We start from the raw sequence: 24,611 nt of genomic DNA on the forward strand, positions 1-24,611 counted from the left end.
CGCCCTCATGGCCGATCTCGAATCCGTTCTCGCGCGCGCCGAGCGACTGCTGGCGCGCCTCGAAGCCGTTCTGCCGCACGCGCTGTCGGCGCCCGACTGGAGCGCGTCGATCGCGTTCCGCTACCGCAAGCGCGGCGCCTCCGGGCTGCTGGAGCCGGTGCGCCACGTGGCCGCGATCCGCCTGCCGGCGCTGGTGGAGGTGGAGCCGCAGAAGGAACGGCTGCTGCGCAACACGCGCCAGTTCGTCGAGGGCCATGCGGCCAACAACGTGCTGCTGACCGGCGCGCGCGGCACCGGCAAGAGTTCGCTGATCAAGGCGGTGCTCAACGAGTTCGCGCCGCGGGGCCTGCGGCTGATCGAGGTCGACAAGGCCGATCTCGTGGACCTGCCCGACATCGTCGACCTGGTGGCCTCGCGGCCGGAGCGCTTCATCGTGTTCTGCGACGACCTCAGCTTCGACGAGGGCGAGGCCGGCTACAAGGCGCTGAAGTCCATCCTCGACGGCTCGGTGGCGCAGGCCTCCGACAACGTGCTGATCTACGCCACCAGCAACCGCCGCCACCTGCTGCCCGAGTACATGAAGGAGAACCTCACCTACCAGCACACCGAGGACGGCGAGGTGCATCCCGGCGAGGTGGTGGAGGAGAAGATCTCGCTGTCCGAGCGCTTCGGGCTGTGGATCAGCTTCTACCCCTTCAGCCAGGACGAATACCTCGCGGTGGTGGCGCAATGGCTGCGCGGCCACGGCGTGCCGGAAGACGCGATCGCCGCGGCGCGCCAGGAAAGCCTGGTGTGGGCGCTGGAGCGCGGTTCGCGTTCGGGGCGCGTGGCGTTCCAGTTCGCCAAGGACTACGCGGGGCGGCACCACGGTGAGTGACGGCACGAGCGAGCGCACGCCGGTCGACGTGGCGGTGGGCGTGCTGATCGACGGCGAGGGCCGCTTCCTGCTCACCAGCCGCCCCGAGGGCAAGGTCTACGCCGGCTACTGGGAGTTCCCGGGCGGCAAGCTCGAAGCCGGCGAGACGGTCGAGCAGGCGCTGCGCCGCGAACTGCACGAGGAGATCGGCATCACCATCGGCGCGGCACAGCCGTGGAAGATCGAGCTGGTCGACTACCCGCATGCGCTCGTGCGGCTGCACTTCTGCAAGGTGTTCGAGTGGAGCGGCGCCTTCGAGATGCGCGAGCGCCAGGCGATGGCCTGGCAGACGCTTCCGGTGCAGGTGGCACCCGTGCTGCCGGGCACGATTCCGGTGCTGCGCTGGTTCGCCGAGGAACGCGGCTTCACGGGTGCGACACACGGCGACGCCTGAGCGCTCGCTACACTGCCGGGCATGGACTGGCTCGACGAGGTGAAGTGGGACGCGCAGGGCCTGGTGCCCGTGATCGCGCAGGAGGCCGGCACGAACGACGTGCTGATGTTCGCCTTCATGAACCGCGAGGCGCTGCGCCTGACCGCCGAGCGCGGCGAGGCGGTCTACTGGAGCCGCTCGCGCGCCCGGCTGTGGCACAAGGGCGAGGAGTCGGGCCACATCCAGAAGGTGCACGAACTGCGCCTCGATTGCGACAACGACGTGGTGCTGCTGAAGGTCACGCAACTGGGCCACGAACCCGGCATTGCCTGCCACACCGGGCGGCACTCGTGCTTCTACCAGCGGCTGGAGGGCGGGCGCTGGCAGGCCGTCGAGCCGGTGCTGAAGGATCCGGAGCGCATCTACAAATGAACCAGCACAGCAGCAGCGACGACACGCTGGCCCGCCTGGCCGCGGTGATCGAGAGCCGCCGCGGCGGCGACCCCGACAAGAGCTACGTCGCGCGCCTGTTCGCCAAGGGCCCCGACGCGATCCTGAAGAAGATCGGCGAGGAGGCCACCGAGACCGTGATGGCCTGCAAGGACGGCGTGCGCGAGAAGATCGTCTACGAGGTCGCCGACCTGTGGTTCCACTCGATGCTGGCGCTGGCCGCGCACGGCCTCGCGCCGGCCGACGTGCTGGCCGAGCTGCGCCGCCGCGAGGGCCTGTCGGGCCTCGAGGAATTCGCGGCGCGCAAGGCACAATCCCGCGAGGACGAGGAGAAGAAGCGATGAACGACGTGATCGACGTGCCGCCGGCGCCCGATGCCGCCAAGCTCGAGAGCCTGAAGCAGCTCACGATGATCATCTACATCCTGCAGGCGGCCAGCTTCGTCGTCGGCATCACCGCGATCGTCGCCGTCGTCGTGAACTACGTGAAGCGCGACGAGACGCGCGGCACGATCTACGAGAGCCACTTCAACTGGCAGATCCGCACCTTCTGGTGGGGCCTGCTGTGGAGCATCGTCGGCTTCGCCACGGTGGTCGTGCTGGTGGGCTTCGTCATCCTCGCGCTCGACGCGGTCTGGATCATCTACCGCATCGTCAAGGGCTTCCTGAGCTGGAACGACGGCAAGCCGATGGCCGTCTGAGGCAACGCCATGAGTACCGATCCGAACTGCATCTTCTGCAAGATCGTCGCCGGGCAGATCCCGAGCCGCAAGGTCTACGAGGACGACGAGCTGCTGGTGTTCCACGACATCGCGCCCTGGGCGCCGGTGCACCTGCTGGTCATCCCCAAGCAGCACATCGCGACGATGTACGACACGGGCCCGCAGCACGCCGCGTTGCTCGGCCGCATGACCGCGCTGGCGCCGCGGCTGATGCGCGATCTCGGCGTCGCGAACGGATTCCGCATCGTGGTGAACACCGGGCCCGACGGCGGGCAGGAGGTGCAGCATGTCCACATGCACGTCATGGGCGGGCCGCGGCCCTGGAGCAAGGGTTGAACCGGGGCGCTCCCCTAGAATCGAAACACTGTCGTCGACGACTGGAGAGAAGACATGGGTTCATTCAGCATCTGGCACTGGCTGATCGTGCTGGTCATCGTGCTGCTGGTGTTCGGGACGAAGAAGCTCAAGAACATCGGTTCCGACCTGGGCGGCGCCGTCAAGGGCTTCAAGGACGGCATGAAGGACGGCTCCGCCGGCGGCGATGCTGCGTCGGCGGCGCAGCAGGTCACCGCCAACAAGGCCACCGACGCCAACACGGTGGACGTGGAAGCGAAGACCAAGTCGTGATGCCGCACCGCGCCGGCCGCTGCGCGCGGGCGTTTGCATGATCGACTTCGGTTTCGACAAGATCGCCCTGATCGGCGCGGTGGCGCTGATCGTCATCGGCCCCGAGCGGCTGCCGAGGGTGGCGCGCACCGTCGGCCACCTGCTCGGCAAGGCGCAGCGCTACGTCGCCGACGTGAAGGCGGAAGTCAACCGCTCGATCGAGCTCGACGAGCTGAAGAAGATGAAGACGAGCTTCGAGGAGGCCGCGCGCGACGTGCAGCAAAGTGTCGACTCGGTGCAAAGCGAGATCCACCAGACCACCGCCGACCTGAGCCAGTCGTGGTCTGACGCGATCGGCGCGCCGGCCACCGATTCCGACGCGGCGAACGCCGACCCGCTCGCCACGCCGGTGCCCGAGTACCGGCACCCGAAGAAGAACTGGCGCGTCAAGCGCGGCGCGACGCCGCAGTGGTACAAGCAGCGCCACGGCATCCGCGCCAAGGCGCAGTCGGGCGCGGCGCGCGTGGCGCGCTTCAGGCCGCCCCGGCCACCGCAGGCTTGACGACATGAGACCCCCAAGCTCGCTCGCGCTCGCTGCCCCCCGAGGGGGCGCTCAGTGGCTTCGGACGGCCGGGCGCCACTGAATGAGCTCCCCCGACGACAAGCCCGACGAGCTGGCGGGCACCGAGCAGCCCTTTGTCTCGCACCTGATCGAGCTGCGCGACCGGCTGATCCGCGCCTCGATCGCGGTGGGCATCTGCTTCGGCGTGCTGGCGCTGTGGCCCGGCCCCGGCGCGCTGTACGACCTGCTGGCCGCGCCGCTGGTGTCGCACCTGCCGCAGGGCGCGACGCTGATCGCCACCAACGTGATCTCGCCCTTCATCGTGCCGCTGAAGATCACGCTGCTGGCGGCCTTCCTGGCCGCGCTGCCGGTGGTGCTGTACCAGGCCTGGGCCTTCGTCGCGCCGGGCCTGTACTCGCACGAGAAGAAGCTGGTGCTGCCGCTGGTGATCTCCAGCACGCTGCTGTTCTTCGTCGGCGTGGCGTTCTGCTACTTCTTCGTCTTCGGGCAGGTGTTCCGGTTCATCCAGGGCTTCGCGCCCAAGAGCATCACCGCCGCGCCCGACATCGAGGCCTACCTGAGCTTCGTGATGACGATGTTCATCGCCTTCGGCGCCGCCTTCGAGGTGCCGGTGGTGGTGGTGGTGCTGGCGCGCATGGGCCTGGTCAGCATCGAGAAGCTGCGTTCCTTCCGCAGCTACTTCATCGTGATCGCCTTCATCATCGCGGCGGTGATCACGCCGCCGGACGTGGTTTCGCAGCTCGCGCTGGCGATCCCGATGTGCCTGCTCTACGAAGCCGGCATCTGGGCGGCGCAGATCTTCATCAAGCACACGCAGGCGCCGGCCGAAGAGGGCAGCGAGGGCAGCGGCAACTCCTCGTCGGCGGGCTGAGGCGCGGCGCGCGCCGCGGCCTCACTGCGGCTGGCGTGCGCGCGAGGGCGGCCGCTGGCCGACCGTCACCTTCAGCTCGATCGCCTGCTCGCGGCGCTGCACCGCGATCGTCGCCGCCTCGCGCGGCTTGAGCGCCGCCACTGCGTTGAGCAACTGGCCGGTGGTCGTCACCGGCGTGTCGCCGACCTTGGTGACCACGTCGCCGGGCAGCATGCCGCCTTCGCCGGCCGGGCCGTTCTGCAGCACGGCGGCGATCAGCACGCCCTGGCGCACCGGCAGGCGCAGCGTCTCGACCAGCTCGGGCGTCAGCTCGCGCGGCTCGACGCCGATCCAGCCGCGCGTGACGCGGCCGTCGCGAACCAGCCCTTCCATCACCTGGCGCGCGGTGTTGACGGGGATCGCGAAGCCGATGCCCATGCTGCCGCCGCTGCGCGAGTAGATCGCGGTGTTGATGCCCACCAGGTTGCCGGCCGCGTCGACCAGCGCGCCGCCGGAGTTGCCGGGGTTGATGGCCGCGTCGGTCTGGATGAAGTTCTCGAAGGTGTTGATGCCGAGCTGGTCGCGCCCGAGCGCGCTGACGATGCCCGAGGTCACCGTCTGGCCGACGCCGAAGGGGTTGCCTATGGCCAGCACCACGTCGCCGACCTGCAGGTGGTCGGTGTTGCCGAAGGCGATGGTGGGCAGCTTGTCCAGCTCGACCTTGAGCACCGCGACGTCGGTCTCCGGGTCGGTGCCGACCAGCCGGGCGGTGGCGGTGCGGCCGTCGGAGAGCTGCACCTCGATGTCGTCGGCGCCTTCGATCACGTGGTTGTTGGTCAGCAGGTAGCCGTCGGGCGTGACCACCACGCCCGAGCCGAGGCCGATCTGCGGCTGCTGCTGCGCGCTCTCGCCGAAGAAGAAGCGGAACCACGGGTCGGCGCTCTGCGCCGAGCGCTGCGGCGCCTTGCGCGCGGTGATGCTGACCACCGCCGGCGTCGCGCGCTTGGCCGCCGCGGCGTAGCTGAACACCGTGGCGCCCGGCGGCAACGCGGCCGCTTCGGGCGCGGGCGCCAGCGCCGGCAGCACCGTCACCGCGCCGGTGCCGTCGGCACGGCGCGGCAGCCACTCGGGCTTGAGCGTGGCGACGACGAACAGCACCGCCACCGCGACGGTCACCGCTTGCGAGAAAATCAGCCAGGTTCTGCGCATCAATCCACCTGAGAGAGCGACGAGATGGCCCACCGCGACGAGATCGACTCGCACCTGCAGGCGCTGCTGGACGTCGGCCGCTTCAAGGATTATGGGCCGAACGGCCTGCAGGTTGAGGGCAAGGCGCAGGTTCTCAAGATCGTCTCGGGCGTGACGGCGAGCCTGGCGCTGATCGAGGCGGCGATCGCGGCGCGCGCCGACGCGATCCTGGTGCACCACGGCCTGTTCTGGCGCGGCCAGGACGGCCGCGTGACGGGCTGGCTGAAGGCGCGGCTCGAGAAGCTGCTGGCGCATGGCGTCAACCTGTTCGCCTACCACCTGCCGCTGGACGCGCACCCCGAGCTGGGCAACAACGCGCAGCTGGGCGCGCGGCTGGGGCTCGTCGCCGACGGGCGCTTCGGCGAGCAGGATCTCGGCTTCATCGGCCGCCCCGGCCAGCCGCTGACCACCGCCGCGCTGGCCGCGCTGCTGCAATCGCGCCTGGGCCGCGCGCCGACGCTGGTGCAGGGCGACGGCCGCGCGCTGGCGCGCGTGGCCTGGTGCACCGGCGGCGCTCAGGGTTACTTCGAGGCCGCCATCGCCGCCGGCGCCGACGCCTTCATCACCGGCGAGATCTCCGAGCCGCAGGCGCACTACGCGCGCGAAACCGGCGTGGCCTACCTCGCCTGCGGCCACCACGCCAGCGAGCGCTACGGTGCGCCGGCGGTGGCGGCGCGCGTGGCGGAGCAGTTCGGCCTGGAACACCAGTTCATCGACATCGACAACCCGGCATGACGAAGCTGCTGATCACGATGGGCGATGCCTGCGGCATCGGGCCGGAGACCGTCGCGAAGCTGTTCCGCGGCGACGCGGCGCGCGGCTGCGTGGTGCTGGGCGATGTCGGCGTGATGCGCCGCGCGGCACGGCTGACCGGCGGGCTGCTGCCGGTGGCCGAGGTCGAGCGCGTGGCCGATGACTCGGGGCTTCCGCCGCGATGCCTGCCGGTGTTGCAGGCGCAGGGCTTGCCCGGCGACCTGCTCGACGCGCCGCTCGGCCGCGTCGATGCGCGCGCCGGCGCGGCGGCGGCGCGCTGCATCGAGCAGGCCGTGTCGCTGGTGCGTGCCGGCGACGCGGCCGGCATCGTCACCGCGCCGATCCACAAGGAGGCGCTGGCGGCCGCCGGCATCGGTTTCCCCGGCCACACCGAGATGCTGCAGGCGCTGGCGGCAGCACCCGGCCGGCCCGCGCCGCCGGTGCGCATGATGCTGGCCAACGGCGAGCTGCGCACGGTGCTGGTGACGATCCACGTCTCGCTGCGCCGCGCCATCGAGGGCGTCACCTTCGACGCGGTGCTGGAGACGATACGCATCGCGCACGCCGCCGCGGCGCGCTGGGGCCAGCCGGCGCCGCGCATCGCGGTGGCCGGGCTCAACCCGCATGCCGGCGAGGGCGGGCTGTTCGGCGACGAGGAACTGCGCGTCATCGCGCCGGCCGTGGCCGCGGCGCGCGCCGAGGGCATCGCCGCGTCCGGCCCCTACGCGCCCGACACGGTGTTCATGCGCGCGCGCCACGCGCCGCCGGCGCACCCGGGCGAGTTCGACATCGTGATCGCGATGACGCACGACCACGGCCTGATCCCGGTGAAGTACCTCGGCGTGGAGCAGGGCGTGAACGTGACGCTGGGCCTGCCCTTCGTGCGCACCAGCCCCGACCACGGCACCGCCTTCGACATCGCCGGCAGCGGCCGCGCCGACGCCTCCAGCCTGGCCGCCGCGGTGCACATGGCGCGGCGGCTCGCGGCCGGCGACGGCGTCAGTGGCGGGTGGTCGCCGCGCTGAGCGCGGCGAGCTGCTTGCGCGCGCGCGCCGTGGCGCGCTCGATCAGGTAGGCGTTCTCGAAGGCGCGCATGCGCCCGGTTTCGCACATGCGCGCGAGCATGCGCGCCGTCATCGAGATGGTCTCCTGGTGCTTCTTGCCGCGCGAGAAGACGAAGAAGCTGCGCCCCGGGCTCACGTAGGTCAGGCGCACCTTCTGCCACTCGTCCTTCAGGTGCATCTGGTAGGCGAAGCCGAGCTTGACGTGGTCCATCAACTGCGGCCCGCGCGAGGGCTCGGGCGGCTCGCGCGGCGTCAGGTCGAGGTCGATGTCCAGGCCGAGGCTGCTGGACGACGGCGCCGAGTCGGCGCCGCCGTCCGCGCCGTGCAGCGCGCCGGGCTGGGTGTCGCCCTCGTCGCCGGTGTCGTGGGCCGGGGCGGCGTCGTCGCCGGTGGCGATCTCGATGTCCACCGGACCCGACCAGTCGACCTCGCTTTCTTCCACCAGCCCGACCTGGCGCGCCTCCTCGGGCGTGAAGCGCCGCTCGATGACCGCGTTGTCGACCTCGGGCACGGTGTCGGCCACCGACAGCGACTCGACGCCCGGGATGGTGGTGGCGAACACGCCCTCGACCTGTTTGGCCAGCAGGTTGTGGTCCAGCTCCGTCAGCGGCGGCGCCTTCAGCGACTCGGCGTGCGCCGGCAGCAACTGCGCGAGGAAGGCCTTCTGCGCCGGCTCGGGCCAGCCGATCAGCGCCAGGCCCTCGTTGAGATCCTTCATCAGCTGCGGCAACTGCATCAGGAACTTCTTGCGCAGCACCGGCGAGCCCTTGGGCTGCACGCTCATGATCAGGTCGCGGCCGGCGCGCTTGTAGCGCGCGTAGCGGTCGGACGCCGTGCCGTCGCGCCGCACCGCCAGCACCAGCGCCTGGCTCCACACCTGCGAGACGAACTCGCGCAGGTACTCGGGCAGCGCCAGCGGCTTGAGCGCCACGCTGAGCTGCTGCATGTAGCGCTGCTGGATGCGCAGCTCCGATTCCTTGCTCTCCAGCGTGGCCGCCGCCGGCGTCTGCTCGATGTGCGCCTGGGTGCGCTCGTCGATGAAGCGCTCCAGCTCGACGAGCTTGTCGGTGTACAGCTCGATCTGCTCGAAGTCGCCCTCGATGATCTCCTGCACGAGCTGGCGCACGCGGTCGAGCAGTTCCTTGCCCGGGCCCTCGCCGAAGTCGTCGAAGGCGCAGGCCAGCGAGGCGATGCGGTTGACGAAGCGGCGCACCGGGTGGCGACGCGACGAGAAGAACGTCGAGTCGGTCATCGCCACGCGCAGCACCGGCAACTGCAGCCGCGCGATCTGGCGCGCCATCTGCGGCGGCACGCGCGGGTCGGACAGGATCTGGTCGAACAGGCTGCCGACCACGTCGATCACCATGTGGTCGAGCTTGCCGCTCGAGGCCTGCAGCAGCTCCTCGCGGTGGGCACGAATCAGGTTGACCGCCATCAGGCCGGCCAGGCCGCTGCCGCCCGCCGGCGCCTCCAGGCCGCCGCTGATGCTGCCGCTGAAACTGTTGCCGAAGCTGCTGCGAACGGCGGCGGCGGGCACGGCCGGGCCGGCGGCGGCCGCGCCGCGGTCCAGCCCGCCGGGGCCGCTGGCCAGCGTGTTCAGGCGGCGCAGCAGCGCCATCAGTTGGGCGTCGGCCTGTCCGTGCGCGCTCGCGCCGCGCCCGCCCGGCTCCGTCCGGCCGAAGGTGCCCGGGCCGCTGCCGATGCCGCTGCGCGGCCCCGTGGCGGGCATGCCGCCGGGCGATCCAGCCAGGCCGGCCAGGCCGGGCCCGCGCGGATAGGGCGCCTGCCCGGCATGCGGCGGCAGGTCCGGCACGTCGTAGCCGCTGGCCGCGAAGCCGCCGGTGGAGCGGTGATCGCCGCCGTGCTGCAGCGTCGCATAGCCGGAATTGACGCCCGGCAGGTGGAATCCGGGGCCGTCGCCGGCGCGCACGTTCAGGCTCACCGGCTTGACGCCCATCGCCTGCAATTCGCGCAGGATCTCGGCGTAGCAGGGCTTCATCGCCTTGGCCATCGCCGCGCCCATCTCGCGTGCGACGAGCTTGCGCGACTCCGGCGCCTGCGTCGCGGCCCCGATGGCGCGGTACGTCGCCTCGCCGATGGCCGCCGGGCGCAGCGGGTTGCGCTCGTCGTCGCGCCGCCCGGCGTGCAGCAGCGAGGCCAGGTGCGCGGCCACCTCGGCCTGCTCCCACTCGCACTCCTGCGCGATCTGCGCGCCGATGCGGTCGGCGTGGAGCTTCTGCTCGACCTCCTGGTCGTCGACCAGGCTGAGCGACTGCCAGTCGGTCTTCTCGAGGCGGCGGCCCTCGGCGCGCGGCGGCGCGAGGTCGCGCGCGATGCTCTCGCGCAACTGGTCGCGGAAGCACAGGTGGAAGGCCGCCATGTTGCGGCGCAGCTCGAACTGCGAGGCCAGCAGCGCGTCGCGCTCGGCGGTGCGCGTGGACGACAGCGACAGCGTGCCCAGCAGATCGCTGACGCGGTCGGCCACCGCCGCCGCGGTCTTGTTGATCAGGCTGACGGCCGCGTCGATGGCGGCCTTCTGGCGAGGGTCGGAGGAGTTCATCGAGGCGGGGCGTCCGCGACCTCCCGGCCGCGATGCCCGTCACGCCGCCGGATGGGGAGCCGGAAGTATGCGGCCAAAGCCCCGCGCCGGCGTGTGCGGTGCGTCACGCCCGGCGCGCCGGGCGGGGCGCCGGTTACCGTTGGCTTACTTCTTCAGCGCGTCGCGGATCTCGCGCAGCAGCAGCACGTCTTCCGCCGGCTCGGCCGGCGCCTCGGGCGGCGCTTCCTTCCTCAGGCGGTTGATCTGCTTGACCATCATGAAGATGATGAAGGCGAGGATGACGAAGTTGATCGCCACGGTGATGAAGTTGCCGTAGGCGAACAGCGGCACGCCGGCCTTGGTGAGCGCCTCGTAGGTCATCGGGCCGTTGTAGCCCGCCGGCGGGTCGGCCAGCTTGACGAAGTAGTTGCTGAAATCCAGCCCGCCGAACACGCGTCCGACGATCGGCATGATCAGGTCCTTCACGACCGAGTCGACGATCTTGCCGAACGCCGCTCCGATGATGACGCCGACCGCGAGGTCGACGACATTGCCCTTCATCGCGAATTCCTTGAACTCGGTAGCGAATCCCATCGGGTACTCCTCTTCTGGCGTGTTGATGGCGAGGCCGTCACTTTGGTGCGGCGCAGCGCAGTATTCCCGCCCCGCGGCGGAAGTCAAGGCGCGCCGGGCGGGCGCCGGCGGCGCGGCGAAAGCCCTCTTGACGCGTCCGTTAGAATGCCGGGTTGACCCTGAAACGAATCTCGCCAGAGGATCTCCATGAGTGACAGTTCCGTCGACAACGGCAAGCGCACCTGGCTCATCGCCTCCGGATGCGCTGGTGCGGTGGGTGTCGGCTTCACCGCCGTGCCCTTCGTCAGCTCGTTCCAGCCCTCCGAGCGAGCCCGCGCCGCCGGCGCCGCCGTCGAGGTCGACATCGGCGGCCTGAAGGCGGGCGAGAAGATCACCGTCGAGTGGCGCGGCAAGCCGGTGTGGATCGTCAAGCGCACGCCCGAGCAGCTCGCCACGCTGCCCAAGCTCGACGGCCAGCTCGCCGACCCGAAGTCCCAGCGCAAGCCCGACGAACTGACCCCCGAGTACGCGCGCAACGAGCACCGCTCGATCAAGCCCGAGATCCTGGTGGCCGTGGGCATCTGCTCGCACCTGGGCTGTTCGCCGTCCGACAAGTTCCAGGCCGGCCCGCAGCCCTCGCTGCCCGACGACTGGCAGGGCGGCTTCCTGTGCCCCTGCCACGGCTCCACCTTCGACCTGGCCGGCCGCGTGTTCAAGAACAAGCCCGCGCCGGACAACCTCGAGGTGCCGCCGCACACGTACCTGTCCGACACCCGACTGCTGATCGGTGAAGACAAGAAGGCCTAACCCAGGACAGGAACGAGACGATCATGGCTGATTTCAAGGAAGTTCCCGCCGACGCGCCGGTCGCCCGGAAGGTGAGCACCTGGTTCGAGAACCGCTTCCCGTCGGCGTTCGCGGCCTACCGCGTGCACATGTCGGAGTACTACGCGCCGAAGAACTTCAACTTCTGGTACTTCTTCGGCTCGCTGGCGATGCTGGTGCTGGTGATCCAGATCGTCACCGGCATCTTCCTGGTGATGCACTACAAGCCCGACGCGGCGCAGGCCTTCGCGTCGGTCGAGTACATCATGCGCGACGTGCCGGGCGGCTGGATCATCCGCTACATGCACTCCACCGGCGCGAGCGCGTTCTTCATCGTCGTCTACCTGCACATGTGGCGCGGCATGATCTACGGCAGCTACCGCAAGCCGCGCGAACTGGTGTGGATCTTCGGCTGCGCGATCTTCCTGTGCCTGATGGCCGAGGCCTTCATGGGCTACCTGCTGCCCTGGGGCCAGATGAGCTACTGGGGCGCGCAGGTGATCGTCAACCTGTTCGCGGCCATCCCCTTCGTCGGCCCCGACCTCGCGCTGCTGATCCGCGGCGACTACGTGGTCAGCGACGCGACGCTCAACCGCTTCTTCAGCTTCCACGTGATCGCGGTGCCGCTGGTGCTGCTCGGCCTGGTGGTGGCACACCTGTTCGCGCTGCACGACGTCGGCTCGAACAACCCCGACGGCGTCGAGATCAAGGCCAGGAAGGACGCCAAGGGCATCCCGCTGGACGGCATCCCCTTCCACCCGTACTACACGGTGCACGACATCCTGGGCGTCTCGGTGTTCCTGATCGCCTTCAGCGCGATCGTGTTCTTCGTGCCCGAGTTCGGCGGCTACTTCCTCGAGTACAACAACTTCATCCCGGCCGACCCGCTGAAGACGCCGGCGCACATCGCCCCGGTGTGGTACTTCACGCCGTTCTATTCGATGCTGCGCGCGATCACCAGCGAGATGATGTACGCGCTGATCGCCTGCGTGGCGCTGGGCGCGCTGCTGGGCGTGCTCAAGCTGCGCGCGGCCGGCATCTGGAAGCTCGTCATCCTCGGCGGCGCGCTGGTGGTGGCGGCGCTGATGCTCGCCATCGACGCCAAGTTCTGGGGCGTCGTCGTGATGGGCGGCGCGGTGATCATCCTGTTCTTCCTGCCCTGGCTCGACTACAGCCCGGTCAAGTCGATCCGCTACCGCCCGGGCTGGCACAAGTACGTCTACGCGGTGTTCGTCGTCAACTTCCTGATCCTCGGCTACCTCGGCGTGCAGCCGCCGTCGCCGATCGGCGAGCGGGTGTCGCAGGTGGGCACGCTGTTCTACTTCGGCTTCTTCCTGTTGATGCCGTGGTGGAGCCGGCTCGGCGAATTCAAGCCGGTGCCCGACCGCGTGACCTTCGCCTCCCACTGACGCGTCCGCCGGGAACGACCACATCATGAAGAAGATCATCCTCTCCGTGCTCATGGCGCTCGGCCTCGCGGCGGGCGCGACGGCCTCCGAAGGCGGCATCGCCTGGGACAGCTTCCCGCAGGACAAGGCCAACGACCTGGCCGCGCTGCAGAACGGCGCCAAGCTGTTCGTCAACTACTGCCTGAACTGCCACTCGGCCGCCTACGTGCGCTACAACCGCCTGCGCGACATCGGGCTGACCGAGCAGCAGATCAAGGACAACCTGATGTTCGCCACCGAGAAGGTGGGCGACACGATGCAGGCGGCCATCACCGCCAAGCAGGGCAAGGACTGGTTCGGCGGCACGCCGCCCGACCTCAGCGTGATCGCACGCTCGCGCGCCGGCGCCGGCGGCTCGGGCGCCGACTACCTCTACACCTACCTGCGCAGCTACTACCGCGACGACACCAAGGCGACCGGCTGGAACAACCTCGCCTTCCCCGGCGTCGGCATGCCGCACGTGCTGTGGGAACTGCAGGGCCAGCGCGCGGCGAAGTACGTCGAGGAGAAGGATCCGCACGATCCGTCCAAGACCGTGCACCGCTTCGACGGCTTCGAGCAGCTCACGCCCGGCACGCTCTCGGCGCAGGACTACGACAGCGCCGTCGGCGACCTGGTCGCCTATCTGCAGTGGATGGGCGAGCCGGCGCGCGCGCAGCGCGTGCGCATCGGCGTGTGGGTGCTGATCTTCCTCGGCGTGTTCACGCTGATCGCGTGGCGCCTGAACGCCGCGTACTGGAAAGACGTGAAGTGACCGTCCGCGCGTCCGCCGCCCCGGCCCGGGCGGCGGGCCCGAGCGCAGTGGTGCAGCCCGAGCCGGCGCCCACTGCGCTCGCGTTTTTCGAAGCCTCTAGGAGCACACCGCCATGATGGTGCTTTATTCCGGAACCACCTGCCCGTACTCGCACCGCTGCCGCTTCGTGCTCTTCGAGAAGGGCATGGACTTCGAGATCCGCGACGTCGACCTGTTCGCGAAGCCCGAGGACATCGCGCTGATGAACCCGTACAACGAGGTGCCCATCCTCGTCGAGCGCGACCTGATCCTGTACGAGTCGCACATCATCAACGAGTACATCGACGAGCGCTTCCCGCACCCGCAGCTGATGCCCGGCGACCCGGTGGCGCGCGCGCGCGTGCGGCTGTTCCTGTTCAACTTCGAGAAGGAACTGTTCTCGAACGTGAACATCCTCGAGTCGCGCGGCACCAAGCCCACCGACAAGCAGCTCGAGAAGGCGCGCGCGCAGATCCGCGACCGGCTGACCATGCTCGCGCCGATCTTCCTGAAGAACAAGTACATGCTCGGCGACGACTTCTCGATGCTCGACGTCGCGATCGCGCCGCTGCTGTGGCGGCTGGACTACTACGGCATCGACATGTCGAAGAACGCCGTGCCGCTGCTGAAGTACGCCGAGCGCATCTTCTCGCGCCCGGCCTACATCGAGGCGCTGACGCCGTCCGAGAAGGTGATGCGCAAGTAAGGCGCGCCGCGACGATGACCCCGCCGCCCGCCGCCCCCGCGCCGACCGGATCGTCCACGCGCCCCTACCTGATCCGGGCGCTGCACGACTGGTGCACCGACAACGGCTTCACGCCCTACCTCGCGGTGTTCGTCGACGGCTCGGTGCAGGTGCCGGTGGAGTACGTGAAGAACAACGAGATCGTGCTCAACGTCGGCTTCGAGGCCACCAGCGGGCTGAAGCTCGGCAACGAGTTCATCGAGTTCAAGGCGCGCTTCGGCGGCGCGGCGCGCGAGATCGTCGTGCCGGTCGACCACGTGATCGCGATCTACGCGCGCGAGAACGGGCAGGGCATGGCGTTTCCGGTGCCGACCGAAGGCGCCGCCCCCGCCGAGGCGCCGGCGGAAGCCGCCGCGCCGCGCGGCCCGCACCTGGCGCTGACCGAGGCCGGCACGAGCCAGCCCGGCGACGACGCGCCCGAGCCGCCGGAGCCCCCCGAACCGCCCGCCGGCGGGCGGCCCTCGCTCAAGCGCATCAAGTAGACGCCCGGGAAGCGCGCCCTATACTGGCCGCCCTCGGCGCAGCCGGGCCGGCTTAGCTCAGTTGGTAGAGCACCCGCCTTGTAAGCTGTGCTCGGTTGTTTGGCATCAAGGTCTCAGGACTATGCGCAGCAAGGCTTTCGGGCTGCCAGCGCGTAGTCGGCGGGGCAGGTCAAACACGGTTTGAGCAAGAGAAGTACGAATACGCCGCTTTAGCTCAGTTGGTAGAGCAACGGTCTTGTAAACCGTAGGTCGTCCGTTCGATTCGGACAAGCGGCACCAGTTTTTCAGGTTCGGCGTCCAGCCGGGCGAACCGCCAAGGGCGCAGAGGGAGGCACGAGACCGATGGCGAAGCCAGACTTCCCCGCGCTACTCCAGCCGGGGATGCACAGCCTTACTCTCCAGGAACTCCACGCCCTGACTGTCGCGCCCTTTGCTCAGGATCAGAGCCGGCTCCGCTCGTTTGAACACGCAGCGACCTGAGATAAGTGGATTGGCTGCGGCTTGAACTTCTTCAATCCCAGGCCCCTGCCAGGCCGCCGGAGGCGCCCCGGTTGAGCCCATGTACTCATGGTTCAACCCATCACGCTGCAGCCTGTATCGGCGGCAGCGAGTCGAAGTAGACCATGTCCGGTGTGTGCCCGTCGTGGCTCTGGTGCGGTCGGCGCGCGTTGTAGAACTCGAAGTACGCGGCCAGGCTGTGCCGCGCGGCGCTGACGCCGTCGTAGGCCTTGAGGTACACGTCCTCGTACTTCACGCTGCGCCACAGCCGCTCGACGAAGACGTTGTCGCGCCAGCAGCCTTTGCCGTCCATGCTCTGGCGCGCGCCGATGCGCGCGACCTCGGCCACGAACTCCGCGCTGCTGAACTGGCTGCCCTGGTCGGTGTTGACGATCTCCGGCACGCCCCACCGCGCCGATGCCTCGCGCAAGGCCTCCACGCAGAAGTCCGCCTCCATCGTGATCGACACGGTTCCGACGCCAATCGGTTCAGGTGTCTGCACGACGTCCGTGCGCCCGAAAACCCATTAAGTCGCAGTGCTATCCTTCTGCAAGCCGCCCGAGGCCATCCGATTCAAATCATGGCAAGCTCCACGCTGCCTGACTTGTAAGCGATAAGTCGTGAGTTCGAGTCTCACCGACGGCACCAACCCCGGCTACTTGCGCGGCCGGGTCAGATCCATGGCCGTGTTATTGTCGTGCTGCGGTAGGGGGCTCGCGCATCGGGAGGTGCGAGCCAGTATCCCGTCACAGTAGAGCAACAATGATCCGCTGCCTGACCATCTCCGGTGTTCAACTCACTCGTCGGTCGCTGGTTCGGTGGCTTGCACTCTGTTGCCTTGGACTTGCGGCAATGGGCTCGACGCAGTCGCAGGTGCTTGAGCACCTGCAAGATCGCAACCTCGATGTGATCCGGAGAATTCTGCAGTCACCCGAGGCGGACATCGATCTGGCGAAGGCGAAGCTGACCATCGATCACATGATCGATCCCAGCGTCGATGTCGATGGGACACTCGCGCAACTCGATGCGATGGCCAGTGGGCTGAAGTCGTTTCTGCCGACGGGCGCTCCCAGGCGCCTGACCATGGATGCGCTGCGGTACCACATGTACAAGGCGAGTCCCTGGAATGGCAATCGGCCTTTCACCTACGACCTGGACGACCCCTTCGGCGCCAACGTCCGGAACAAGCTCCTGGCGACGTACCTCGCGACGCGCAAGGGCAACTGCATGTCGATGCCGCTGCTGTTCATTATTCTTGGGCAAAAGCTCGGCGTCGACGTGACGGCCGCCGAGGCACCCAACCACGTGTTCGTCAAATACCGCGACGACGAAGGCAAGTTCTTCAACCTCGAAACGACCAGCGGCGCCGGCTTCACGCGCGACGAGTGGATGCGGCAGCAGTTCCCGATGACCGATGAGGCGATCGCCTCGGGCATCTACATGCGCCCGTTGACCCGGAAGGAGACGGTGGCCGTGATGGTCGGTACGCTGCTTGAGTTCTACGACCAGCAGCGCATGCACGACCAACGCATTGCGCTGGCCAAGGTGGCGGCCCAGTACAGCCCGAAGGACGTGTCGCTCATTCTTCACCAGCACCAAGCCTACTTCTCGAAGTGGAAGCGGGACTTCACGAGCAAGTATCCGACGCCCAACGATATCCCGATGGACAAGCGCCCACTGTTCATGGAGTACGAAGGGCGCATGAGCGCGCTCTACCAGCAGGCCTATGCGCTGGGATGGCGACCAAGGGACCAAGCTGCGGAAGACAGCTACCGGCAGAGAGTGAATCGTGCAAAATCACTTCAACAACCGTAAAGGGAGAGGGAAGATGATGGCACCAACGCATTTGAAGGCCTGCGCTCTGGCGCTTCTTGCTGCCGGCGCCATCGGCGACGCCTCGGCACGGTACGTGCAAAGCGATCCCATCGGACTTGACGGTGGCATCAATACCTATGCCTATGTTCAAGGTAACCCCATCTCCTTCACTGATCCTCGGGGGCTGGTGAAATGGTCTGGAACGGTGACCTCCGTGGTAGCTGTCAGCGGCGTGGGTGCCGGGGGCTTCAAATTCGACTTGACATCTGAATGTAAGTGCGGGGTTCGCATGCGCATTCAAGGCTTTGCGTCCACGTTGGCTGGTGGGGTCGGCCTGACCTACACAGGATCCACCGGATCCTCAGATTTCTCGGACGTGTTCGCTTGCCCGTTAGCGAACACTGCCAATGGCCCTGCTGGAGCGATAGCTGCATCCTCTGTCGGAGGCGTGTACGGTGCTTCTTACGGCGCGATGAAGTTGGGGTCGCTTTCGTCAGGTTACCCGTCTCTTAGCAAAGGCCTTGTAGGTCTGGACTTGTCGGCCGGCGTGTACGTGGGCTGGAGCGTTGTCACAAGTTCGAGTGTCACGAAGTGCGACGATTGCGAAACGGGGAAATAGTGAGCCTATTCAATCGCCTGAAGTACGCTGCATTCCTAACCGTTGCGGTGGTCATGGCCTCAGGAATGTTTGGGATGATCACTGGGCTCGACAAGAATGGCGTGCTGTTCGAGCCGCCGTTTGTCGCCTCAGCGTTTGTGCTTGCCTTTATCCTCGCACCCTGGGTAGCCCGTCATCTCCCCTTCAAGCGCAAATCCGACTGAGGACTGACGCGGACTTTAGGCAACATGTCTTCGCACCCGCACAAATGCTCCACGTGCGGGGCATCTTTCGACCCAAGTGACAACAGGGCTGGGGATCTGTCGTGGAAGTCGATCCTGACGCGGCCGGTCAGGCCTCTACCGCTTGGCGAAGACATCCAGTCGTTCGAGTTGGTGAAATGCCCGACCTGCGGTCAAGTAGAGAAGGCCCCGGAATTGCGGGTCTTTGGCGTCATTCCAGGAAGCCGAATCAAGCTCGTCCTCGGTGTTCTCTTAGAATCTATCCGTAAATAGCTATACTGACGTTCCGAGCCGCCCGGAGTGCGGCGACGGAGCAAGTCTTGGCCAAGCGAGTCGAATCGTGGGTCGTGACGGATGAGTTCTGGCGGCGCGTAGAGCCGCTGGTGCCGCCACGTGTGGCGCCGGTGGACAAGCAGTACCAGCGCAAGCCCGGAGCGGGGCGGCCACCGAAGCCGGCGCGGCAGGTGTTCGAGGCCATCGTGTACGTGCTGCGCACGGGCTGCCAATGGAAGGCGCTGCCGGCCGAACGCTTCGGCAGCGCCAGTGCGGTCCACAAGCGGTTCCTCGAATGGGAGAAGGCCGGCTTCTTCGAGTCGCTGTGGAAAGCCGGCCTCGCCGAGTACGACGACATGCAAGGCATTGCCTGGCGCTGGCAAAGCATCGACGGCGCGCTGATGAAAGCGCCGTTGGCCCAAGAAGCCGTCGGCCCGAACCCGACGGATCGGGGAAAAAAGGGCAGCAAGCGCCACCTGCTGGTGGACGGTCGTGGCGTCCCGTTGTCGATCGTCGTGACCGCGGCCAACGTCAATGACGGCAAGCGGCTCGACGAAGTGCTCGATGCCATCGTCGTCAAGCGGGCGAGCCCGCCCGAGCGGCGCAGCAAGCACCTGTGCGCCGACGCCGGCTACCGCAGCGCCGAGAACCTGCGCATGATCGAGGAGCACGACTACATCGCACACGTCGTGGACCGGCGTCGCGAGGCCGATGCCAAGCGGCGCAACCCCGGCAAGAAGACTCGACGCTGGGTCGTCGAGGTCTGCCACAGCTAGTTCAACCGCTTCCGCAAACTACTCGTACGCTACGAGAAGCTCCAACGCAGCTTCATCGCGCTCAACCACCTCGCCGCAGCCATCATCGCCTTTCGCAAGGTGCCGCTGACTGTTAATATTATTTACGGATAGATTCTTAGCCGCTATCCTCGTATTCGGCAATTGGCTCGTGCGAACAACCGGTGGGTGAGAGCGGCAGACGCCCCGTTGACGAGGCGGCACAAAGTCAACAGGTGATCTGGCGCGAACGCAACGGGTAAGTTGTCTCCGCCTCGTGGCGAGTATCACAACAGCATCAGGTGCGCATAGCGCCCTGTAAGCGGAAGGTCGTCAGTTCGACTCTGACAGCCGGCACCACCTCAACCGCGAGCGCGCACCGCCAGGCTCTGCGTCGCGCGGCCGATCAGGCCGTGCTCGTCGAACAACTGCGATTCGGCCAGCCCGCAGCCGTTGGGCGCGAGCAGCGTGCGCGCGTCCAGGCAGATCCACTCGCCGACCGGCCGGCGCAGCAGGTTGATCGTGAGGTCGGCGTTGACGAAGCTGTAGTGCGCGATGTCGAGCAGCGCCGAGATGCCGTTGCCCGAATCGGCCGCCACCGCCACGCGCTGGTAGCCGCTGGGCGTCTCGCCTTCGACCAGCGGGTGCAGCAGCCGGAACCAGGCGGCGCAGCGCCCCTGGAACATGCGGCCGCCGGTCACGCGGTTCTCCACCAGGTCGGCATAACCCACCCAGCGGCGGCTGAACGGCATGCGCTGCGTCTCGCACGCGTGCGGCGGCTTCGGCGCCTGCGGCAGCGGGTGGCCGTCGAGCGCGTCCGGCAGCACGATCTCGCCCTCGCGCTGCGCCAGCGCGGTGAAGCGCGCGACTTCCTTGTCGCCGGCCCACAGCCGCGCGGCGTAGTGCGCGGCGTTGCGGCCGGCGTAGTCGGTCGTCACCTCGATCTCCAGCTCGCCGATGGGCACCGGCCGCAGCAGGTTGGCGGTGAGCCTGCCGATGTGGCCCAGGCCGTGTTCGCGCGCCACCGCCTCGATCGCGCGGCACACCATCGCGATCGGCGGGCCGGCGTGCTGGTGCTGCGGATCCCAGGGGCCGCGCGTCAGGGCGCTGGCGCGCACGGCGCGCGGCGAGAGCACGGCATAGGCGGCGGCCGGAAGGGCTTCGGCGTCGGGCTGGGGCGGGGGTGTGGTGGTCATGGGGTGATCTGCATCACGAAAGCCGAGGGTGGCGCCGCAAACGATGCAACGCCATGTCAGTTCGATTGAACCCGTATCCTGATTGAGCTAACCTGCCAGCCCTGCTCTCGCAGCAGGCCCTCCAGGCGGGGCTTGAGCTGGCGCAGCTTGGCGGCCACCGCGGCATTGGCGGCCAGCAGCGCCCAGGCTTCATCGTCCACCGGCCCCGGCTGCACGTGCCGGGCCAGCGCGAGCGGCAGCGCGGCGCGGATGGCCTCGAAGCGGTCGGCGGAGTCCTGCAGCCGCGCGCGCAACTGGGCGAGCGGCGCGCTGCGCCGCAGGGCCTCGGACAAGCGAAGCGAGTCCGGCACGAGCGGGGGCGGTTTGAGGCTCACACGAGGAGTGTAGCGATGCAGATTCTGATCACGCACGGCACGCTGGCCCGCACGCGCGTCCTGCACTTCAACCGCTGGCAGATCGGGGCGATGCTGGTGGGGCTGGTCGCGGTGCTGACGCTGCTGTCGGGCACGGTCTACCACTTCGTGTTCCTGAAGGCGGCGCGCGAGGGCTGGCCGGTGGTCAGCCAGATCGTGCGCCTGGTGGTGCGCGACGAGTTCGCCCAGCGCGACCGTTTCATGCGCGAGAACCTCGACGCGATGGCGCAGAAGGTCGGCGAGATGCAGGCCAAGCTGGTGAAGCTCGAAGCGATGGGCGACCGCGTCTCGGGCATGGCCGGCGTCAAGAGCGAGGAGCTGCGCACCACGCCGCGCCCGCGCGGCGGCGCGGCGGCGGCCAGCGGGGGCGCGCAGGGCGGCCCCTACGTGCCGGCGCAGGCGGTGACGCTCGAGCAGTTGCGCAGCATCGTCGACTCGCTCGACCAGTCGGCCGACGAGAGCGCCGACGTGTTCACGCTGATCGAGTCGCGCCTGCTCGAATCGCGCCTGCGCTCGCTGATGATCCCCAACAGCGCGCCGGTGGCCGGCCCGATCGGCTCGGGCTTCGGCTTCCGCTCCGACCCGTTCACCGGCCGCTCGGCGCTGCACACCGGGCTGGACTTCCCGACCGAAGTCGGCACCGCCATCATGGCGGCGGCCGGCGGCGTGGTGCGCACCGCCGAGATGCACCCGGCCTACGGCCAGATGATCGAGATCGACCACGGCAACGGGCTGGTGACGCGCTATGCGCACGCTTCCAGGCTGCTGGCGCGCGTGGGCGACATCGTCAAGCGCGGCCAGAAAATCGCGCAGGTGGGCACCACCGGGCGCTCGACCGGGCCGCACCTGCACTTCGAGGTGCTGGTCGACGGCGTGCCGCAGGACCCGGCGAAGTTCCTGGCCGGCGGGGAGGCCGCGCTGGCGGCTGCGGACAAAGCGGCCGAAAAGGCCGGCCGCGGCCGGCGCTGAAGGTAAAATCGCGGGTTCGACCGGCGCCGCCCGCCTTGCAAGGCGAGGCGGCGGCCCCATCTCCAGGCTCCCGGCGTCCGACTCCCTCGCCCGCACGATGCGGGCGCGTCGGGCGCGTCAATCACGCCGCCGCATGCTACCCAAGCTCCTCACCTCCATTTTCGGCAGCCGCAACGAGCGCCTGCTGAAGCAGTACCGCCGCGTCGTCGAGAAGATCAACGCGCTGGAGGCCGGCCTCGAAGCGCTCTCCGACGAGCAGCTGCGCGCCAAGACCGACGAGTTCCGCGAGCGCCACGCCAAGGGCGAGACGCTGGACGCGCTGCTGCCCGAGGCCTTCGCCGTCGTGCGCGAGGGCAGCAAGCGCACGCTGAAGATGCGCCACTTCGACGTGCAACTGCTCGGCGGCATGACGCTGCACAACGGCAAGATCGCCGAGATGCGCACCGGCGAGGGCAAGACGCTGATGGCCACGCTGCCGGTGTACCTGAACGCCATCTCCGGCAAGGGCGTGCACGTGGTGACGGTCAACGACTACCTGGCGCGCCGCGACGCCGAGTGGATGGGCCGGCTCTACACCTTCCTCGGCCTGACGGTGGGCGTGAACACGCCGCAGATGTCGCGCCAGGAAAAGCAGGCCGCCTTCGCGGCCGACGTGACCTACGGCACCAACAACGAATTCGGCTTCGACTACCTGCGCGACAACATGGTGCAGGAGACCGCCGACCGCGTCGCGCGCGGGCTGAACTTCGCGATCGTCGACGAGGTCGACTCGATCCTGATCGACGAGGCGCGCACGCCGCTGATCATCAGCGGCCAGGCCGAGGACCACACCGAGCTGTACGTGCGCATCAACGCCGTCGTGCCCAAGCTGAAGAAGCAGATCGGCGAGGCCGACCCGCGCACCGGCGAGGGCGTGATCGAGCCGGGCGACTTCACGGTCGACGAGAAGACGCACCAGGTGTTCCTCACCGAAGCCGGCCACGAGAACGCCGAGACCATCCTCGCCGAGGCCGGCCTGCTCGCCGAGGGCGCGAGCCTGTACGACCCGGCCAACATCACGCTGATGCACCACGTGTACGCGGCGCTGCGGGCCCGGCACCTGTACCACCGCGACCAGCACTACGTGGTGCAGGGCGGCGAGGTGATCATCGTCGACGAATTCACCGGCCGCCTGATGACCGGCCGGCGCTGGAGCGACGGGCTGCACCAGGCGGTGGAGGCCAAGGAAGGCGTGCAGATCCAGAGCGAGAACCAGACGCTCGCCTCGATCACCTTCCAGAACTACTTCCGCATGTACGGCAAGCTCGCCGGCATGACCGGCACGGCCGACACCGAGGCCTACGAGTTCCAGGAGATCTACGGCCTGGAGACCGTGGTGATCCCGCCCAACAAGCCGACCATCCGCAAGGACGAGCTCGACCTCGTCTACAAGACCGAGCGCGAGAAGTACGACGCCGTGGTGGCCGACATCCGCGATTGCCACCAGCGCGGCCAGCCGGTGCTGGTGGGCACCACCTCGATCGAGAACTCCGAGCGCGTGTCGGCGCTGCTGACCAAGGAGAAGCTCGAGCACCAGGTGCTCAACGCCAAGCAGCACGAGCGCGAGGCGATGATCGTCGCGCAGGCCGGCCGGCCGGGCGTGATCACCATCGCCACCAACATGGCCGGGCGCGGCACCGACATCGTGCTGGGCGGCAACGTCGAGAACCAGGTCAAGTTCCTCGCCGCCGACGAGAGCGTGACGGAGGACGAGAAGGCGGCCCGCGCGAAGAAGCTGCAGGACGAATGGCAGGGCCTGCACGAGCAGGTGAAGGCGGCCGGCGGCCTGCGCATCATCGCGACCGAGCGCCACGAGTCGCGCCGCATCGACAACCAGTTGCGCGGCCGCTCCGGCCGCCAGGGCGACCCGGGCTCGTCGCGCTTCTACCTCTCGCTCGACGATCCGCTGATGCGCATCTTCGCCGGCGAGCGCGTGCGCGCGATCATGGACCGCCTGAAGATGCCCGACGGCGAGGCCATCGAAGCCGGCATCGTCACGCGCAGCATCGAGAGCGCGCAGCGCAAGGTCGAGGCGCGCAACTTCGACATCCGCAAGCAACTGCTCGAGTACGACGACGTCGCCAACGACCAGCGCAAGGTGATCTACCAGCAGCGCAACGAGATCCTCGAGGCCGACAGCCTGACCGATCAGATCGCCAACCTGCGCCGCGCCACGATGACCGAGGTGGTGCGCACCTGGGTGCCGGACGGCAGCGTCGAGGAGCAGTGGGACCTGCCGACGCTCGAGAAGACGCTGCGCGAGGAGTGGCAGCTCGACGTGGCGCTGGCCGCCGAGGTGGACAAGAGCGACAGCATCACCGACGACGACATCGTCGAGAAGGTGGTGCAGGCCGCCGACGCGCACTTCGACGACAAGCTCGAGCGTGTCGGCGCCGAGCAGTTCACGCCCTTCATGCGCATGGTGCTGCTGCAGTCCATCGACACGCACTGGCGCGAGCACCTCGCCGCGCTCGACTACCTGCGCCAGGGCATCCACCTGCGCGGCTACGCGCAGAAGAACCCCAAGCAGGAGTACAAGCGCGAGGCCTTCGAGCTGTTCTCGCAACTGCTCGACCTGGTGAAGATGGAAGTCACGCGCGTGATGATGACCGTGCGCATCCAGAGCCAGGAAGAGGCCCAGCAGGCCGCCGAGGCGATCGAGGAGCGCTCCGAGCGCATCAGCAACGTGACCTACACCCACCCCAACGAGGACGGCTCGGTCTCCGAGGAGGCCGACCCGGCGACGCTGGTGGCGCAGGTGCCCAAGGTGGGCCGCAACGACCCCTGCCCCTGCGGCAGCGGCAAGAAGTACAAGCAGTGCCACGGCCGCCTGGCCTGAAGAAAGCC

24 protein-coding genes, 1 tRNA gene and 4 pseudogenes are annotated in these 24,611 nt (G+C 68.4%); 23 read left to right on the forward strand and 6 right to left on the reverse strand.

Going from position 1 to position 24,611, the window contains the following annotated elements; all coding sequences use genetic code 11:
• Window positions 1–7 precede the first annotated feature (7 nt).
• The 10 genes and pseudogenes from QM792_RS05200 (at window position 8) to tatC (ending at window position 4,520) form a co-directional block, all read left to right on the forward strand.
• Window positions 8–877 (forward strand): ATP-binding protein, encoded by an 870-nt coding sequence (locus QM792_RS05200; protein ID WP_415148221.1) that lies wholly within the window; start codon window positions 8–10, stop codon window positions 875–877.
• Window positions 870–1,310 (forward strand): NUDIX domain-containing protein, encoded by a 441-nt coding sequence (locus tag QM792_RS05205; protein WP_415148222.1) that lies wholly within the window; start codon window positions 870–872, stop codon window positions 1,308–1,310. The genes QM792_RS05200 and QM792_RS05205 overlap by 8 nt, the downstream gene beginning before the upstream one ends.
• Window positions 1,311–1,322: 12 nt before the next feature.
• Complete coding sequence (gene hisI, locus QM792_RS05210) at window positions 1,323–1,721, forward strand: phosphoribosyl-AMP cyclohydrolase (protein WP_415151584.1); 399 nt, start codon at window positions 1,323–1,325, stop codon at window positions 1,719–1,721.
• Window positions 1,718–2,083, forward strand: coding sequence for a phosphoribosyl-ATP diphosphatase (locus QM792_RS05215; RefSeq protein ID WP_415148223.1), 366 nt, complete (start codon window positions 1,718–1,720; stop codon window positions 2,081–2,083). The genes hisI and QM792_RS05215 overlap by 4 nt, the downstream gene beginning before the upstream one ends.
• Window positions 2,080–2,439, forward strand: coding sequence for a DUF4870 family protein (locus QM792_RS05220; RefSeq protein WP_415148224.1), 360 nt, complete (start codon window positions 2,080–2,082; stop codon window positions 2,437–2,439). Before QM792_RS05215 ends, QM792_RS05220 begins: the two co-directional genes overlap by 4 nt.
• Before the next feature lie 9 nt (window positions 2,440–2,448).
• Entirely contained in the window at window positions 2,449–2,796 is a 348-nt protein-coding gene (locus tag QM792_RS05225; RefSeq protein WP_415148226.1) for a histidine triad nucleotide-binding protein, read from the forward strand.
• Window positions 2,797–2,850: 54 nt separating this feature from the next.
• Window positions 2,851–3,087 (forward strand): Sec-independent protein translocase subunit TatA, encoded by a 237-nt coding sequence (tatA, locus tag QM792_RS05230; protein WP_415148227.1) that lies wholly within the window; start codon window positions 2,851–2,853, stop codon window positions 3,085–3,087.
• Between the two features lie 37 nt (window positions 3,088–3,124).
• A pseudogene (gene tatB / locus QM792_RS05235) lies at window positions 3,125–3,350 on the forward strand (Sec-independent protein translocase protein TatB); the annotation flags it as partial.
• A 71-nt stretch (window positions 3,351–3,421) separates the two neighbouring features.
• Window positions 3,422–3,628: pseudogene (tatB, locus tag QM792_RS05240) on the forward strand (twin-arginine translocase subunit TatB); the annotation flags it as partial.
• A gap of 82 nt (window positions 3,629–3,710) precedes the next feature.
• The gene (tatC, locus tag QM792_RS05245; protein ID WP_415148229.1) at window positions 3,711–4,520 is read left to right on the forward strand and encodes a twin-arginine translocase subunit TatC; all 810 of its coding nucleotides are present in this window, start codon (window positions 3,711–3,713) and stop codon (window positions 4,518–4,520) included.
• A 21-nt stretch (window positions 4,521–4,541) separates the two neighbouring features.
• On the opposite strand, the gene QM792_RS05250 is transcribed toward tatC, so the two are convergent.
• Entirely contained in the window at window positions 4,542–5,708 is a 1,167-nt protein-coding gene (locus tag QM792_RS05250) for a S1C family serine protease (protein ID WP_415148230.1), read from the reverse strand.
• 24 nt (window positions 5,709–5,732) lie between these two features.
• Here QM792_RS05250 and QM792_RS05255 point away from each other — a divergent pair, with 24 nt between their 5' ends.
• Together QM792_RS05255 and pdxA are read left to right on the forward strand one after the other, a co-directional pair.
• Window positions 5,733–6,482: a Nif3-like dinuclear metal center hexameric protein gene (locus tag QM792_RS05255; protein WP_415148231.1), complete on the forward strand. Its 750-nt coding sequence runs from the start codon at window positions 5,733–5,735 to the stop codon at window positions 6,480–6,482.
• On the forward strand, window positions 6,479–7,525 hold the full coding sequence (pdxA, locus tag QM792_RS05260) for a 4-hydroxythreonine-4-phosphate dehydrogenase PdxA (protein WP_415148233.1): 1,047 nt from the start codon (window positions 6,479–6,481) through the stop codon (window positions 7,523–7,525). Before QM792_RS05255 ends, pdxA begins: the two co-directional genes overlap by 4 nt.
• Here pdxA and QM792_RS05265 read toward each other — a convergent pair.
• Complete coding sequence (locus QM792_RS05265) at window positions 7,500–10,124, reverse strand: DUF1631 family protein (protein WP_415148235.1); 2,625 nt, start codon at window positions 10,122–10,124, stop codon at window positions 7,500–7,502. The genes pdxA and QM792_RS05265 overlap by 26 nt on opposite strands.
• Window positions 10,125–10,268: 144 nt before the next feature.
• Window positions 10,269–10,697 carry a large conductance mechanosensitive channel protein MscL gene (gene mscL, locus QM792_RS05270; RefSeq protein ID WP_415148237.1) on the reverse strand — a complete coding sequence of 143 codons (429 nt, stop codon included), beginning with the start codon at window positions 10,695–10,697 and terminating at the stop codon, window positions 10,269–10,271.
• Between the two features lie 186 nt (window positions 10,698–10,883).
• Here mscL and petA point away from each other — a divergent pair, with 186 nt between their 5' ends.
• The 6 genes from petA (at window position 10,884) to QM792_RS05300 (ending at window position 15,227) form a co-directional block, all read left to right on the forward strand.
• The gene (petA, locus tag QM792_RS05275) at window positions 10,884–11,483 is read left to right on the forward strand and encodes a ubiquinol-cytochrome c reductase iron-sulfur subunit (protein WP_415148238.1); all 600 of its coding nucleotides are present in this window, start codon (window positions 10,884–10,886) and stop codon (window positions 11,481–11,483) included.
• 23 nt (window positions 11,484–11,506) lie between these two features.
• Complete coding sequence (locus tag QM792_RS05280) at window positions 11,507–12,910, forward strand: cytochrome b (protein WP_415148240.1); 1,404 nt, start codon at window positions 11,507–11,509, stop codon at window positions 12,908–12,910.
• Between the two features lie 25 nt (window positions 12,911–12,935).
• Complete coding sequence (locus QM792_RS05285) at window positions 12,936–13,703, forward strand: cytochrome c1 (RefSeq protein WP_415148242.1); 768 nt, start codon at window positions 12,936–12,938, stop codon at window positions 13,701–13,703.
• 112 nt (window positions 13,704–13,815) lie between these two features.
• Window positions 13,816–14,427, forward strand: a complete 612-nt coding sequence (locus QM792_RS05290; protein ID WP_415148244.1) for a glutathione S-transferase N-terminal domain-containing protein — start codon at window positions 13,816–13,818, stop codon at window positions 14,425–14,427.
• Window positions 14,428–14,441: 14 nt separating this feature from the next.
• On the forward strand, window positions 14,442–14,948 hold the full coding sequence (locus QM792_RS05295; RefSeq protein WP_415148246.1) for a ClpXP protease specificity-enhancing factor: 507 nt from the start codon (window positions 14,442–14,444) through the stop codon (window positions 14,946–14,948).
• A gap of 203 nt (window positions 14,949–15,151) precedes the next feature.
• A tRNA-Thr gene (locus QM792_RS05300) sits at window positions 15,152–15,227 on the forward strand.
• Window positions 15,228–15,528: 301 nt separating this feature from the next.
• Here the strand turns inward: QM792_RS05300 and QM792_RS05305 are convergent.
• Window positions 15,529–15,915: pseudogene (locus tag QM792_RS05305) on the reverse strand (transposase); the annotation flags it as partial.
• Window positions 15,916–16,298: 383 nt separating this feature from the next.
• On the opposite strand from QM792_RS05305, the gene QM792_RS05310 reads away from it, so the two are divergent.
• The 3 genes and pseudogenes from QM792_RS05310 (at window position 16,299) to QM792_RS05320 (ending at window position 19,282) form a co-directional block, all read left to right on the forward strand.
• On the forward strand, window positions 16,299–17,261 hold the full coding sequence (locus QM792_RS05310; RefSeq protein ID WP_415148247.1) for a transglutaminase family protein: 963 nt from the start codon (window positions 16,299–16,301) through the stop codon (window positions 17,259–17,261).
• Window positions 17,236–17,880 carry an RHS repeat-associated core domain-containing protein gene (locus tag QM792_RS05315; protein WP_415148248.1) on the forward strand — a complete coding sequence of 215 codons (645 nt, stop codon included), beginning with the start codon at window positions 17,236–17,238 and terminating at the stop codon, window positions 17,878–17,880. The genes QM792_RS05310 and QM792_RS05315 overlap by 26 nt, the downstream gene beginning before the upstream one ends.
• A 541-nt stretch (window positions 17,881–18,421) precedes the next feature.
• Window positions 18,422–19,282: pseudogene (locus QM792_RS05320) on the forward strand (IS5 family transposase).
• Between the two features lie 227 nt (window positions 19,283–19,509).
• Here the strand turns inward: QM792_RS05320 and QM792_RS05325 are convergent.
• Together QM792_RS05325 and QM792_RS05330 are read right to left on the reverse strand one after the other, a co-directional pair.
• On the reverse strand, window positions 19,510–20,343 hold the full coding sequence (locus tag QM792_RS05325) for a thioesterase family protein (RefSeq protein WP_415148249.1): 834 nt from the start codon (window positions 20,341–20,343) through the stop codon (window positions 19,510–19,512).
• 56 nt (window positions 20,344–20,399) lie between these two features.
• Window positions 20,400–20,693, reverse strand: a complete 294-nt coding sequence (locus QM792_RS05330; RefSeq protein WP_415148251.1) for a DciA family protein — start codon at window positions 20,691–20,693, stop codon at window positions 20,400–20,402.
• A 39-nt stretch (window positions 20,694–20,732) separates the two neighbouring features.
• On the opposite strand from QM792_RS05330, the gene QM792_RS05335 reads away from it, so the two are divergent.
• Together QM792_RS05335 and secA are read left to right on the forward strand one after the other, a co-directional pair.
• Window positions 20,733–21,725 carry a M23 family metallopeptidase gene (locus QM792_RS05335; RefSeq protein ID WP_415148252.1) on the forward strand — a complete coding sequence of 331 codons (993 nt, stop codon included), beginning with the start codon at window positions 20,733–20,735 and terminating at the stop codon, window positions 21,723–21,725.
• 133 nt (window positions 21,726–21,858) lie between these two features.
• Window positions 21,859–24,603, forward strand: a complete 2,745-nt coding sequence (gene secA / locus QM792_RS05340; RefSeq protein WP_415148254.1) for a preprotein translocase subunit SecA — start codon at window positions 21,859–21,861, stop codon at window positions 24,601–24,603.
• Window positions 24,604–24,611: the final 8 nt, after the last annotated feature.

Origin of the sequence: Piscinibacter sp. (assembly GCF_047600445.1) — a bacterium.
Taxonomy (GTDB): domain Bacteria; phylum Pseudomonadota; class Gammaproteobacteria; order Burkholderiales; family Burkholderiaceae_C; genus Piscinibacter.

Bases quoted from the DNA above. Each gene is read 5' to 3' on its own strand.
- QM792_RS05250 (WP_415148230.1), bottom strand. From the start codon at position 5,708: ATGCGCAGAACCTGGCTGATTTTCTCGCAAGCGGTGACCGTCGCGGTG.
- QM792_RS05295 (WP_415148246.1), top strand. From the start codon at position 14,442: ATGACCCCGCCGCCCGCCGCCCCCGCGCCGACCGGATCGTCCACGCGC.
- QM792_RS05200 (WP_415148221.1), top strand. From the start codon at position 8: ATGGCCGATCTCGAATCCGTTCTCGCGCGCGCCGAGCGACTGCTGGCG.
- QM792_RS05220 (WP_415148224.1), top strand. From the start codon at position 2,080: ATGAACGACGTGATCGACGTGCCGCCGGCGCCCGATGCCGCCAAGCTC.
- petA (WP_415148238.1), top strand. From the start codon at position 10,884: ATGAGTGACAGTTCCGTCGACAACGGCAAGCGCACCTGGCTCATCGCC.
- secA (WP_415148254.1), top strand. From the start codon at position 21,859: ATGCTACCCAAGCTCCTCACCTCCATTTTCGGCAGCCGCAACGAGCGC.
- QM792_RS05225 (WP_415148226.1), top strand. From the start codon at position 2,449: ATGAGTACCGATCCGAACTGCATCTTCTGCAAGATCGTCGCCGGGCAG.
- pdxA (WP_415148233.1), top strand. From the start codon at position 6,479: ATGACGAAGCTGCTGATCACGATGGGCGATGCCTGCGGCATCGGGCCG.
- QM792_RS05285 (WP_415148242.1), top strand. From the start codon at position 12,936: ATGAAGAAGATCATCCTCTCCGTGCTCATGGCGCTCGGCCTCGCGGCG.
- QM792_RS05290 (WP_415148244.1), top strand. From the start codon at position 13,816: ATGATGGTGCTTTATTCCGGAACCACCTGCCCGTACTCGCACCGCTGC.
- QM792_RS05335 (WP_415148252.1), top strand. From the start codon at position 20,733: ATGCAGATTCTGATCACGCACGGCACGCTGGCCCGCACGCGCGTCCTG.
- mscL (WP_415148237.1), bottom strand. From the start codon at position 10,697: ATGGGATTCGCTACCGAGTTCAAGGAATTCGCGATGAAGGGCAATGTC.
- QM792_RS05255 (WP_415148231.1), top strand. From the start codon at position 5,733: ATGGCCCACCGCGACGAGATCGACTCGCACCTGCAGGCGCTGCTGGAC.
- QM792_RS05325 (WP_415148249.1), bottom strand. From the start codon at position 20,343: ATGACCACCACACCCCCGCCCCAGCCCGACGCCGAAGCCCTTCCGGCC.
- tatA (WP_415148227.1), top strand. From the start codon at position 2,851: ATGGGTTCATTCAGCATCTGGCACTGGCTGATCGTGCTGGTCATCGTG.
- QM792_RS05310 (WP_415148247.1), top strand. From the start codon at position 16,299: ATGGGCTCGACGCAGTCGCAGGTGCTTGAGCACCTGCAAGATCGCAAC.
- QM792_RS05280 (WP_415148240.1), top strand. From the start codon at position 11,507: ATGGCTGATTTCAAGGAAGTTCCCGCCGACGCGCCGGTCGCCCGGAAG.
- QM792_RS05215 (WP_415148223.1), top strand. From the start codon at position 1,718: ATGAACCAGCACAGCAGCAGCGACGACACGCTGGCCCGCCTGGCCGCG.
- tatC (WP_415148229.1), top strand. From the start codon at position 3,711: ATGAGCTCCCCCGACGACAAGCCCGACGAGCTGGCGGGCACCGAGCAG.
- QM792_RS05265 (WP_415148235.1), bottom strand. From the start codon at position 10,124: ATGAACTCCTCCGACCCTCGCCAGAAGGCCGCCATCGACGCGGCCGTC.